11 protein-coding genes are annotated in these 12,187 nt (G+C 70.6%); all 11 read right to left on the bottom strand.

Annotated features, from left to right (window positions below; translation table 11 throughout):
• Position 1: 1 nt before the first annotated feature.
• A complete protein-coding gene (locus tag AB0H43_RS10115; RefSeq protein ID WP_359998915.1) occupies positions 2–592 on the bottom strand; it encodes an LUD domain-containing protein in 591 nt (196 codons plus the stop codon).
• Entirely contained in the window at positions 589–2,016 is a 1,428-nt protein-coding gene (locus AB0H43_RS10110) for a LutB/LldF family L-lactate oxidation iron-sulfur protein (RefSeq protein ID WP_359998914.1), read from the bottom strand. The genes AB0H43_RS10115 and AB0H43_RS10110 overlap by 4 nt, the downstream gene beginning before the upstream one ends.
• Before the next feature lie 70 nt (positions 2,017–2,086).
• The gene (locus AB0H43_RS10105; protein ID WP_359998913.1) at positions 2,087–2,824 is read right to left on the bottom strand and encodes a (Fe-S)-binding protein; all 738 of its coding nucleotides are present in this window, start codon (positions 2,822–2,824) and stop codon (positions 2,087–2,089) included.
• Between the two features lie 97 nt (positions 2,825–2,921).
• Positions 2,922–5,162 carry a transglycosylase domain-containing protein gene (locus AB0H43_RS10100; RefSeq protein WP_359998912.1) on the bottom strand — a complete coding sequence of 747 codons (2,241 nt, stop codon included), beginning with the start codon at positions 5,160–5,162 and terminating at the stop codon, positions 2,922–2,924.
• Positions 5,163–5,251: 89 nt separating this feature from the next.
• Positions 5,252–5,689, bottom strand: coding sequence for a DUF4190 domain-containing protein (locus tag AB0H43_RS10095; protein ID WP_359998911.1), 438 nt, complete (start codon positions 5,687–5,689; stop codon positions 5,252–5,254).
• A gap of 92 nt (positions 5,690–5,781) precedes the next feature.
• Positions 5,782–7,014, bottom strand: coding sequence for an MFS transporter (locus AB0H43_RS10090; protein WP_359998910.1), 1,233 nt, complete (start codon positions 7,012–7,014; stop codon positions 5,782–5,784).
• A complete protein-coding gene (locus AB0H43_RS10085) occupies positions 7,011–8,219 on the bottom strand; it encodes a low temperature requirement protein A (protein ID WP_359998909.1) in 1,209 nt (402 codons plus the stop codon). Before AB0H43_RS10085 ends, AB0H43_RS10090 begins: the two co-directional genes overlap by 4 nt.
• A gap of 4 nt (positions 8,220–8,223) precedes the next feature.
• Entirely contained in the window at positions 8,224–9,099 is an 876-nt protein-coding gene (locus AB0H43_RS10080; protein WP_359998908.1) for a sugar phosphate isomerase/epimerase family protein, read from the bottom strand.
• Entirely contained in the window at positions 9,096–9,947 is an 852-nt protein-coding gene (locus AB0H43_RS10075; protein ID WP_359998907.1) for a sugar phosphate isomerase/epimerase, read from the bottom strand. The genes AB0H43_RS10080 and AB0H43_RS10075 overlap by 4 nt, the downstream gene beginning before the upstream one ends.
• Complete coding sequence (locus AB0H43_RS10070; protein WP_359998906.1) at positions 9,944–10,984, bottom strand: dihydrodipicolinate synthase family protein; 1,041 nt, start codon at positions 10,982–10,984, stop codon at positions 9,944–9,946. Before AB0H43_RS10070 ends, AB0H43_RS10075 begins: the two co-directional genes overlap by 4 nt.
• Positions 10,981–12,120: a Gfo/Idh/MocA family oxidoreductase gene (locus AB0H43_RS10065; RefSeq protein ID WP_359998905.1), complete on the bottom strand. Its 1,140-nt coding sequence runs from the start codon at positions 12,118–12,120 to the stop codon at positions 10,981–10,983. The genes AB0H43_RS10070 and AB0H43_RS10065 overlap by 4 nt, the downstream gene beginning before the upstream one ends.
• Positions 12,121–12,187 lie beyond the last annotated feature (67 nt).

Genomic DNA, 12,187 nt, shown 5'->3' with positions numbered 1-12,187 from the left:
GTCAGGCGACGAGGACGACGATGAGCGTACGCGGGCCGTGGACGCCTTCGACCCGGTGCAGTTCGATGTCGCTGGTCGCCGACGGTCCGCTGATGAAGGTGAGCGGGCGGGCCGGGTTCAGCCGGGCCAGCAGCTCGGGCACGGTGGACACGACCTGGTCGGCCCGGACGACGCAGACGTGCCGGTCGGGGATCAGGGTCAGGGCGCGGCGACCTTGGTCGGGTCCGGCGTCGAGGGCGATGGTGCCGGTTTCGGCGCAGGCGGCGGCGCAGCCGGTGAGGACGGCGTCGATCTCGTCGAGCTGGGCGTACGTGAGCCCGTCGTCGGGGACGGAGCCGGGCACGGTCAGCTCGGACGACGGCGGGACCACGACGGTCCAGTCGCGACAGATGCCGGCGAGCGTCGCCGCCAGGGCGGGCGGCGTACACGGCACGACGGTGGCCTTGTAGTCGACGAGCCGGTCGGTGAACAGCTCCAGCAACGCGGCACCGGTAACCGACCCGGTACGCCGATACTCGCGGGGGATCGCGGGCGCGGAGACACCGGAATTGGCGGCCCGGATCCGGGCCAGCACGTCGTCGCGAGCGGTCATCGGGCAGCCCACCAATCCCGGAAGGTCTGCTGGGGCGGCGCGGGCAGATCGCGGGTGTCGGTCCAGGCCGACAGCGGCGGGGGCAGCCGCCGAATCCGTCCCCGGCGGGTGATCAACCGGCCGAGCCGCAGCAGCCGTTCGCCAAGCCGGAATCGGCCCGCCGACGACATCGTCCAGGCGGTCGCGGCCATGACGGCCTTCTCGGCAGGCGGATGCGGCTGGGTGGAGCGCAGGTGCACCAGCATCGAGGGAATGTCGATGCGTACCGGGCAGGCGTCGAAACACGCCCCGCACAGGCTGGAGGCGTACGGGAGAGAGGTGGCGGCACCGGTCAACTGCGGGGTCAGCACCGCGCCGATCGGCCCCGGGTAGACCGAGCCGTAGGCGTGCCCGCCCGCGCGTTCGTAGACCGGGCACACGTTGAGGCAGGCCGAGCAGCGGATGCAGTGCAGCGCCGATCGCCCGTCCGGGTCGGCCAGTACCGCAGTCCGTCCATTGTCGACCAGAACGAGGTGGAAGGCCTGCGGCCCGTCGCCCGGCGTCACCCCGGTCCAGGTGGAGGTGTAGGGGTTCATCCGCTCGCCGGTCGACGACCGGGGCAGCAGCTGGAGGAAGACTTCGAGGTCGGTCCAGGTCGGCACGACCTTCTCGATGCCCATCACGGTGATCAGGGTGTCCGGCAGGGTCAGGCACATCCGGCCGTTGCCCTCGGATTCCACGACGGTGATCGTGCCGGTCTCGGCGACGCCGAAGTTCGCCCCCGAGATCGCGACCTTCGTGGTGAGGAACTTGGCGCGCAGGTGCGCCCGCGCGGCCATCGCGAGCCGCCGGGGCTCGTCGGTCAGCTCCGGGTCGACCCCGGGCATCTCGCGGAGGAAGATCTCGCGGATCTCGGCCCGGTTGCGGTGAATCGCCGGCACCAGGATGTGGCTCGGCTCGTCGTGTCCCAACTGGACGATCAACTCGGCCAGGTCGGTCTCGACGGCCGCGATCCCGGCCGCCGCCAGGGCCTCGTTCAAGCCGATCTCCGCGGTGGCCATCGACTTGACCTTCACGACCTCGTCCGCGCCGGTCGCGCGGACCAGTTCCACCACGATCTGATTCGCCTCGGCCGCGTCCCGCGCCCAGTGCACGATCCCGCCGCGGGCGGTCACGGCCGCCTCCAGCTGCGGCAGCAACTCGTCCAGATGAGCCATCGTGTACGCCTTGAGCGCCTCCCCGGCGCGGCGAAGCTCTTCCCAGTCATCGAGTTCGCCGACGACAGCGGCGCGCTTGGCCCGGATGGTGGCGGTCGCGTGGCCCAGGTTGCGCCGGAGTTGAGGGTTGGCCAGGGCGTCCCGGGCGGCGTCGGGGAACGGCCGCTTGCCGTGCAGATGGCCGACCCCGGCCGGGGCATGCGGCATCCCCAGGAACGTCCGCGTCATGCGGCCACCGTCCTTCGGCCGGCGACCGCATGACGCAAGCTGTGCTTATCGATGATCATTCTTCGAAGGATCATGACAAGCTCCCGGTGCTGGCGAGGATCTCGGCCAGATGGACTGGGCGTACGCCGGTGCGCAGCCGCGAGAGCCCACCGCCGATGTGCATCAGGCAGGACGAGTCGCCGGCGCAGACCGCTTCCGCCCGGGTGGACAGCACGTTGCGCATCTTGTCGGCCAGCATCGCCGTCGAGGTGTCGGCGTTCTTGACCGCGAAGGTGCCGCCGAAGCCGCAGCACTGGTCGGCGCCGGGCAGCTCGACGAGATCCAGTCCGCGTACGCGGCGGAGCAGGCGCAGCGGTTTGTCGTCCACGCGCAGCATCCGCAGACTGTGACAGGTCGGGTGATAGGTGACCCGATGCGGGTACGCCGCCCCGACGTCCTCCACGCCGAGGACGTCGACGAGGAACTCCGACAACTCGTAGGTACGGCCCGCGACGGACTGCGCCCGGTCGGCCAGCGCGGTGTCTCCGGCGTTGCGGGCGACCATCGCGTGCTGGTGGCGTACCGAGCCGACGCAGGAGCCGGACGGAGCGACGACGTAGTCGAACGGCTCGAACGCCGCGACGTGGTTGCGGACGAGCTTGGTCGCCTGCCGCGGATATCCGGTGTTGACGTGCATCTGCCCGCAGCAGGTCTGCCCCGGCGGGAAGACGACGTCGACGCCGAGGCGTTCCAGGACCGCCACCGTCGCCCGGCCGACGTCGGGGAACATGGCGTCGGCCAGGCACGTGACGAACAGTGCGACCCTCACGTCGCAAGATCCTATAGGATCATCGCCTCGGCGTCGCGTCCCCGCTCGATCCGGCGTCAGCCGGGAGGTCGGGCGATGAGACCGTTCGGCTGCTCGGTCAGTTGCCCCAGCCGCCGAAGATTCCGCCGAGCCCGCTGGTCGGGCTGGTCGAGGGTGTCGGCGTCGTGTTCCGGTTCTTCCGGCCGCCGTTGTCGTTGCCGTTGTTCCGGCCCGTGGACTCCGACTGCGTGGGGCTCGGCTCCTCGCGCGGTTCGAACCCCGACGCGAAGGCACTGGTCAGCTTCGGGGCGGTGAACTTCTTCTCGGCCACGCCCTTGAGCGAGGTGTTGAGCGTACGCGCGACCGCCTGGATCACGTCCCGCTGGACGGCGGCGCCGACGGCGTCCTTGCTGGTGGTCGGGTTGGCCGCGATGGACGCGATGGCCATCTGCGGCGTGTACGCGACGAACGACTCGGTGACGTTGCCATCGGAGCTGCCCGTCTTTCCCGCGACGTCGCGGCTGCCGACGATGCCGGCGACCGAACTCGCGGTCGCGCCGTTGCACCGGTGGTACGCCGACTGCTGACCGACCGGGCACCGGGCGGCGTCGGTGGCGGCCCGGGCGACCTCGGCGCTGATGACCTGCTTGCAGTCGGGCTGCCCGGCCGCGATCGCCTTGCCGTCGGCGTCCACGATCGACGAGATCGGCGTGGGGGAGCAGTACTTGCCCTCGGCGGCGACGGTGGCGTACGCGTTGGCCAGGTCCAGCGGCGTGGTCAGCGAGGTGCCGAGGGTGAACGCGCCCCAGCTCGACGCGTCCTGCGCGTTCTGCTGGTTCTCCTTGGACCGGAACCGGATGCCGAGACGCTCGGCCATCTCGACGGCCTTGTCCGCGCCGACGGCTTCCTCCAGCTGCACGAAGTAGGTGTTCACCGAGCGGCCGAAGCCGGTCCACATGTTCCGGTATCCGGCCATCGAGGCCGCGGCGTTCTCCGGGCACCAGTAGCCGTCACAGCTGTTCGGCCCGGAGTCCGCGTACTGGGACTTGTACTGGTTCGGCGAGTAGTAGCCGGTGTCCAGCGTCTTGCCCGCCTCCAGCGCGGCCAGCATCGTGAACATCTTGAACGTGGAACCGGCCTGGTAGCCCGGCAGGCTCGTGCCGTTGCCGGCGACGAGCTGGTTCATGGTGTTGCCGGCCCCGGCGGCGGCGCTGTAGTGGCGGTTCACCGCCAACGCGAGGACCTTGCCCGTGCCGGGCTGCACGACCGCCATCGGCGCGACGCGCTTGTTCGTGTAGCCGTACACGGTCAGCACCTGCGCCTGCGCGGTCGCCTGCACCTTGGCGTCCAACGACGTGACGATGCGGTAGCCGCCGGTCTTGAGCGCCTGCAGCCGGTCGGCGGCGGTTTCGCCGAACGCCGCCTGCGACTGCCACCAGCTGCGGAAGTAGTCGCAGAAGTAGCCGGTCGAGGCCTTGGCCGCGGTGCAGTCGTTCGGCGACGCTCCGGGGGTGAGCTTCAGCTCGGCGTCGGTGGCCGTCTTCGCCTGGTCGGCGGTGATCTCACCGAGCCCGACCATGGCCTGCAGGACGTAGCTGCGCCGGGTCAGCGCCCGGCTGGTGTCGCCGTCGATCGGGTTGTCGGACTCCGGCGACTGGAGCAGACCGGCCAGCAGCGACGCCTCGTCCAGGGTCAGCTTGCTCGGGTCCTTCGAGAAGTAGGTGTGGGCGGCGGCGTACACGCCGTAGGCGCCGTGCCCGAAGTACGCGATGTTGAGGTACCGCTCCAGGATCTGGTCCTTGGTCAGCCGGGTCTCCAGCGTGATCGCGTACCGGGCTTCGTTGATCTTGCGGCCGGCGGTCACCTGCGTCGCGGCCGCGCGTTCCTCGTCGGTCAGCGTGGGATCGTTCTTCAGCACGTTCCGGACGTACTGCATGGTCAGCGTGGACGCGCCCTGCTCGACCTCGCCGCTCGCGCCGTTGGCCACCACGGCACGGAGGATGCCCTTGAGATCCACGCCGCCGTGCTCGTAGAACCGGGAGTCCTCGGCGGCCACGACCGCCTGCCGCAGCACCGGCGCGACCTCGTCGAGGCTCACGTCGCGGCGATTCTGGTCGTAGAACGTGGTGAGCAGCGTCTTGCCGTCGCTGGCGTACAGGTAGCTGGCCTCCTGCCGGGCCGGGTTCTGCAGCGCCTCGGGGAGGTCGTCCCAGGCGACCCCGGCGTGGTTGACCGCCCAGGCCGCCAGCGCGCTGCCGGGCACCGCCAGTCCAGCGACGACCGCCCCGGCGAGCACCGCGACCAGGGCGGCGCGTACGAGCTTGCGAGGCGTGGCGGAGGTGCGAGCGGGGGCTGCCATGCAGGCAAGACTGCCCGGCGATCCGAAGATCGTCATCGGGAGTGTGAAGGCCGTCACTCTCCGCCACGGAATAGCCGCGCCGTTCGTTCTCAGCCGGCGAACAGGCCGATCAGCTCGGCCGCCGCCTTGAGCAACGCGAGGATGGTGCCCATCCCGAGGAACAGCGTGATGCATGGCAAGAAGAAGGTGAACGTCCAGCCCAGGATGACGGCGGCCCGCGCCATGCCCCGGCCGGTCTGTTCCCGGCCTTTCATCTGCCGGAGCGCGAAGTGCCCGAGAATGGCGCCGATCGGGGCCAGGATGCCGAAGGTCAGCACGGACAGGGCCACGGTCAGCAGCGCGACGATCGCCAGCACGTTGTGCTTCGCCGTCGTACGCCGGAACGCGTCGGTCGACGTCCGGACCACCTCCGGCAACCGTCCGCCGACGGGCGCGACCTCCGGCGAGGGCTGTGCGGGCAGGGCGGACGGCGCAGGCGGCAGAGCTGGTGACGCAGGCGGCAGGGCGGGCGGCTCGGGGGCGGTCATCCGGCGATCCTCCGGTGAGTACACAGTGGCCGGTGGGGGACGCCCGACAGTATGCCGAATGCGGGCGTTCCCGGCGACCCGCGTACCGCGTGTCAGACGGCGTCGACGGCCAGTCGCTCCGGATGCGGCTGCCGGATCGGCGTGAGGAAGCCGATCGCCGAGATGAGCAGGTACGCCAGCCCGGCGATGCCGATGACCAGGGCGACTCCGAAGCGTTCGGCCGACGCGGTGACCACGGCCGCGCCGATCGGGCCGAGCGAGAAGTGGATCGTCCACCAGGCCGAGGTCACCCGGCCCAGCAGGGCACTCGGCGTGATCTCCTGGCGCAGCGACATCGAGCAGATGCCGCCGATCGCCGTGCAGCCGAACGCGAGGGTGGTGAACACGGCGACACCCGGCACGGAATGGGTGAACGCGATCGCCGCCACGCACAGCCCGGCGAGCATGGTCGAACCGATCCAGGTCACCCCGAACCCGATCAGCCGGCGTACGCGGGCCACCACGAGCGCTCCCGCGACGGTCCCCAGCGCGGCGACCGCCATCACGTAGCCCACGGTTCGGTCGGGCTGCCCGAGGTCGTGCTTGAGGTAGAAGATGACGACGTCGACCAGGCCCTGCCAGAAGAAGATCATCATCGTCAGCAGCACGAGCATCGAGCGCAGCACCGGATGCCGCCAGAGGAAGCGCGCGCCGCCGCTGAACTCGGTCCAGAAGGACATCCTCGCCGGGACGGCATGCTCCTCGGCCGGCGCCTGCGCTCGAAGGCGGACGAACAGCAGGCCGATCGAGGCCAGGACGAAGGTGGCGGCGTCCACGGCGATCGCGACGGACGGGCCGAACCGGCCCGAGACGACGCCGGCCAGAATCGGCCCGATGACCTGGGTCGCGGCGAAGCTTGCCGACAGCCGCCCGTTCGCCCGGGTCAACTGGTCGGCGTCGACGAGCCGCGGGACCACGGTCACGTAGGTGACCCGGAACAGCATGGCGAAGGCGCCCGTCAGCGGCACCACGACGTAGAGCAGCCAAAGGGGACTGGCGAACAACCAGACGAGCGGCACGATGCCGAACAGCACGGCCTGGGCCACATTGCACATGATCAGCAGGCGCATGCGATCGAACCGGTCGGCCACCACCCCCGCGAAGAAGCCGCTGACCAGCGTCGCCGCGCCGAGTGCGCCGGTGAGCAGGCCCATCTGCGTCACCGATCCGGTCGCGTGCAGCACCATCAGCGGCACCGCGATGACCGAGAACGAGCTGCCGAACGTCGACAACGTCTCCACGGCCCAGAACAGGGCGAAATCGCGCCCGCCCAGCTTGCTGCTCACGCGGGCACTTCCTCCGGTGCGATCGGCCGCTTTCGCGCTTGACGGTCCCGGTACGCGCGGACGGCGTACTCGATGATGGCGAGGAGCATGAGCACGACGGCGAGATCGAGAAGCGCGAGCACGGCGGGGACCTCGGTCGCGAACGGCAGCATGCCGAGCACGAGCGCGGCCGAGACGAGCCGGGCGAGCGGGAGCCGGCGGAACATGCGCCAGGTGGTGTAGCCGAAGGTGGCCAGGTAGAGCGCGACCCCGCCGAACAGCAAGCTCGCCACGCCGCGGTCCAGATGGTGCTCGGGGTGCGCGATGGCCTCGGCGAGGCCGACCGCGACCGCGATGACCCCGGCGACCAGCCACAGATGGCTGAAGCCGAGCATGCGGCCGAGCTGGTCGGTCCGCAGGCGGGCGATCGCGACCGGCAGCCGTTCCTCCAACGCCGCCCCGGCGAACACGAAGTAGATCCACCACAGGCCGCAGACGAGCGCGAACCCGCTGATCATGGTCGCGATCACCGGCGAGCTGAGGTGGTCGAGGGTGACCGCGGTCGCGCCGACCGAGAGGATCGATTCGCCGAGCGCGATGAGCAGGAACAGGCCGTGGCGTTCGAGCAGATGCGGCAGGTCGAAGGTCATCCGGCTCAGATGGCGTCGCATGAGACGCGGCATGACGATGTCGATGGCGATCGCCAGGCCCCAGACCGCCAGCCGGGCGTGACCGTGCAGAAATCCGCCGACGAACATCAGCGGACCGCTGATCTGGAAGAAGACGAGGAAGAACAGCCCCGGGTGCCGGTCGGTGGGCGCGACCGCCTCGTGGAGCGTCAGAGCGGCCCGCTGCACCAGGTACGCGGCCCCGAAGATCACCCCACGGTCGCCGAACGCCTCGGGGACCGAGACCGCCATGAACAGCGCGCCCAGCGCCGCGACGAACATCGTGATCCGGTCGGCGGAGTTCTCGATCGGGTTGAGGTTGGCGTGGATCGAGATCGCCGACCAGGCCCAGAACAGCGGCAGGAAGAGGACCGCGGCGTGGCCGATCCCCGCCCAGCTGTGGTCGTGGTGCAGCAGGGCCGAGACCTGGACGATCGCGAACACGAACACCAGGTCGCAGAACAGTTCGGCCGGGGTGACCTTCTTCCCGGCGACCTTCCCGATCGCGGCGGTCTCGTCGTCGGCCTTCGAACGCAGAGTGGCGGAGGGGGCGTTCACGCGATCATGATGCCAGCCACGCCCGGCTCGCGATCAAGGCCTCCCGCAGCGGCCGGGCCTCGGGATGCCACTTGCTCTCCCACTCCAGGCTCAGCCAGCCGTCGTACGCCTCGCGCCGGAGCAGGTCCAGCGCGTCGCGCAGCGGAACGCTTCCGTCGCCGAGTGGCAGGGGAGTGCGTTCGGCCGGGCTGAGCACATCCTTGACCTGCACATGCGCCAGGTACGGGTGGAGCGCCGCCAACGACACCGTCAGCGGCTCGCCGACCCGCCACGGATGCAGGACGTCCCAGATCGCGCGTACGCGGTCGTCGTCGACCTGGTGGAGGATGCGGGCCACGTCGACTCCGCGAGGGTGGGAGTCGTGCGTCTCCAGCCAGATCTGTACGCCGTCCGGCAGCCGCTGCGCGATGGTCGCGAGCCTTCTGACGGCTCGCTCGTCGGCTTCGGCACTCGGTTGCGCCGCGTCCGGGCTGAGCTGGCCGTTCCCGGGAGCCGAGGCGTCCGGGCTGAGTTGGCCGGTCCCGGGCGCCGAGGCGCCCGGGCTGAGTTGGCCGGTCCCGGGCGCCGAGGCGCCCGGGAAGACCCGCACGGCGGGGATGCCGAGGTCTTTCGCAAGCTCGGCGTGGGCGAGCGCGTCCGCGACGCAGGCGTCGTCGTCGCCGTCGGCCGCGACCTTCACATAGCTCGCGACACAGAGCGGCGTGACGCCTTCGAGTGCTGCCTTCGCCGCCGCGCGCCCGGCCGATGACAGTCCGATGTGGATCGGCTCGTCGGGGGCCGCCCGCAGCTCGACGCCGGGCCAGCCGGTCTCCTGCGCGAGGCGTACGACCTCGGGCAGGGGGAGTCCGGAACAGCCCAGCGTCGAGAAGGCGAGCTTCACAGCGGTCCCTGCGGATTGATGTAGCGCCGGTGGCGGTCCGCCATCGTGGCGAGGGTGATCGCCGGATCGGTGTCCCAGATCGCCTGGTTGAAGATCTCCACCTCGACGTGCCCGGTGTAGCCCGTCGCGCGTACGGCGTCGGTGATCGGGGCGAAGTCGATGTGGCCGTCGCCGACGTGCCCCCGGCTCAGGAGCGCGTCCGCCGCGAGCGGCAGCACCCAGTCACAGACCTGGTACGACGAGATGCGCCCCTCCCGGCCGGCCCGCTCGATCTGGGCGTACAGGTCGGGGTCCCACCAGATGTGATAGGTGTCCACGCACACGCCGACCTCGTCCGGCGCGAACGGGGCGGCGAGGTCCAGCGCCTGACCGAGGGTCGAGACGACCGCCCGGTCGGCGCAGAACATCGGGTGCAGCGGCTCGATCGCGAGGCGTACGCCCCGGTCGGTCGCGTAGGGGACCAGCTCGGCGAGGGCGTCGGCGACGGCCTGCCGGGCGGCCGGCAGATCCTTGGACCCGTCCGGCAGCCCGCCGACGACCAGTACGAGTTCGCTCGTGCCGAGGGTGGCCGCCTCGTCGATCGCCGACCGGTTGTCGGCCAGCGCCGCCGCCCGTGCCTCCGGCGTCGCGCCCTTGCCGAACCCGGTCGTGAAGAACCCGCCCCGGCAGAGCGTGGTCACGCTCAAGGCGTACGCGTCGGTTATCTTGCGCGCGGCCTGCGCCCCACCGGCGGCCTCGACGACGTCGCGCCAAGGGCCGATGCCGCTGATGCCGTTCTCCGCGCAGAGGCGCGCGGCGGTCTCGAGCGACGCCTTCTTGACCGTGGCGGTGTTGAGCGACAGTCTCACGGCGCCACCAGGGACGCGAGGCGGGCGGCGGCCAGCTCCGGATCGCTCAGCACGCCGCACTCGGCGGCGAGCCGGTGCAGCTCGATCAGGTGGTCGAGGCTGCGCGAGTGCTCCTGGCCACCGACCATCCGGAACTCCTCCTGGTGCCCGTTGAGCCAGGCCAGGAAGACGATGCCGGTCTTGTAGTGGTAGGTGGGCGTGGCGAAGATGTGCCGGGCCAACGGCACCGTCGGATCCAAGATCTCCCGGAACTTCGCGGTGTCTCCAGCGTCGAGCGCCTGCCGGGCGGCCGCGGCGGGCACCGCGATCGCGTCGAAGATGCCCAGCAACGCGTGCGAGCCGCTCTCGATCAGCGACGGGTAGTTGAAGTCGTCACCGGTGTAGAGGCGCACGCCGTCCGGCAGCTTCGCCCGCAGCGCGATCTCCCGATCGGCGTCGAGCAGCGACACCTTGATCCCGTCGACCTTGGCGGCATGCTGGTGGATGATCTCGAGCACGGCGTCGGCCGCCCTGTCGAGATCGGAGTCTCCCCAGTATCCGGCGAGCGCCGGGTCGAACATGTCGCCGAGCCAGTGCAGGATCACCGGCTGATCCACCTCGGTCAGCAGAGTGCCATAGATCCGGGCGTAGTCGGCCGGACCGTGCGCGCTGGCGGCCAAGGCGCGGCTCGCCATCAGGATGACCCGCGCGCCCGCGTCCTGCACGACCTCGAGCTGCTCCCGGTACGCGCGCTCGATCGCGTCGAGGGAATGCGTACCCGGAGCGAGGTGGTCGGTCCCTGCACCGCAGGCGAGCAAGCCGTTGACGGCCCGCGCCTCGGCGCCACTGCGACGGATCAGCTCCTGCGTGGCGGCCCAGTCCAGGCCCATCCCGCGCTGCGCGGTGTCCATCGCGTCGGCGATGCCCAGTCCCAGCGACCAGAGGTGGTGACGGAACCGCATCGTGGCGTCCCAGTCGACGACGGCCGGCTTGCCCTCGCCGTTGTCGCCCCGCGGATCGGCGACGACATGTGCGGCCGCATAAAAGGTCTTGCTCACAGCGCGGGTACCTCGAGCTTGCGGCCCTCGCGGGCGGACTGCGTGCCGAGTTCGGCCAGCTGGACGCCGCGCGCCCCGGCGAACAGGTCGTGGGCGTACGGGGCGCCGGTCGCGACCGCCGTCAGGTACTCCTCCCACTGGACCTTGAAGCCGTTGTCGTAGACGTCGTTGTCCGGCACCTCGGTCCACAGTGCCCGGAAGTCGTGGCTGGTCGGCAGGTCCGGGTTCCAGACCGGCTTCGGGGTGGCGTTGCGGTGCTGGATGCGGCAGCCGCGCAGACCCGCGACGGCGCTGCCGTGCGTACCGTCGACGTGGAAGGTGACCAGCTCGGTCCGGTCGACCCGGGTCGCCCACGACGAGTTGATCTGCGCGACGATCCCGCCCTCCAACTCCAGGACGGCGTACGCGGCGTCGTCGGCGGTGGCGGCGTACTCGGCGCCCTGCTCGTCCCAGCGGGCCGGGATGTGGGTCACCGACTGGGCGTACACCGAGCGGACCGGCGCGATCACGTGGTCGAGCACGTAGCGCCAGTGCGGGAACATGTCGAGGATCATGCCGCCGCCGTCCTCGGAACGGTAGTTCCAGCTCGGCCGCTGGGCGGGCTGCCAGTCGCCCTCGAACACCCAGTAGCCGAAGTCGATGCGTACGGTGAGAATGCGGCCGAAGAAGCCGGAGTCGACCAGGCGCTTGAGCTTGCGCAGGCCGGGGAGGTAGAGCTTGTCGGCGACCACACCGTGGCGTACGCCCTTGGCCTCGGCCAGCTTGGCCAGGCCGAGCGCCTCGTCGAGGGTCTCGGCGACCGGCTTCTCGGTGTAGATGTGCTTGCCGGCCTCGATCGCCTTGGTCAGCGCCGCGACCCGCGCCGTGGTCACCTGCGAGTCGAAGTAGATCTCGTTGGACTCGTCAGCGAGCGCCGCGTCCAGATCGGTGGTGTACTGGCTCAGGTTGTGCTGCGCGCACAGCGCCTCCAGCTTGGCGGCGTTGCGGCCGACCAGCACGGGCTCCGGGTATAGCACCTCGCCGCCCGGCAGCGGCAGGCCGCCCTGCTCACGGATGGCCAGGATCGAACGGACCAGGTGCTGGCGATAGCCCATGCGCCCGGTCACCCCGTTCATGATGATGTTCACCTTGCGCATGGTTTTCCCTTCGTAGGGCGGCGTCCGGGGACGGAAAGCGCTTTCCAACGGCGTGTGAGGCGGTACG

Origin of the sequence: Hamadaea sp. NPDC050747 (assembly GCF_040654195.1) — a bacterium.
In the GTDB taxonomy this organism is placed as follows: domain Bacteria; phylum Actinomycetota; class Actinomycetes; order Mycobacteriales; family Micromonosporaceae; genus Hamadaea.
Note: the sequence above shows the minus strand (reverse complement) of the source record. Positions and strands in the feature narration are given on the sequence as shown.

What these genes read in the sequence shown, in the direction of transcription:
- AB0H43_RS10115 (WP_359998915.1), bottom strand. Translation starts at nt 592, where the DNA reads ATGACCGCTCGCGACGACGTGCTGGCCCGGATCCGGGCCGCCAATTCC.
- AB0H43_RS10110 (WP_359998914.1), bottom strand. Translation starts at nt 2,016, where the DNA reads ATGACGCGGACGTTCCTGGGGATGCCGCATGCCCCGGCCGGGGTCGGC.
- AB0H43_RS10100 (WP_359998912.1), bottom strand. Translation starts at nt 5,162, where the DNA reads ATGGCAGCCCCCGCTCGCACCTCCGCCACGCCTCGCAAGCTCGTACGC.
- AB0H43_RS10095 (WP_359998911.1), bottom strand. Translation starts at nt 5,689, where the DNA reads ATGACCGCCCCCGAGCCGCCCGCCCTGCCGCCTGCGTCACCAGCTCTG.
- AB0H43_RS10065 (WP_359998905.1), bottom strand. Translation starts at nt 12,120, where the DNA reads ATGCGCAAGGTGAACATCATCATGAACGGGGTGACCGGGCGCATGGGC.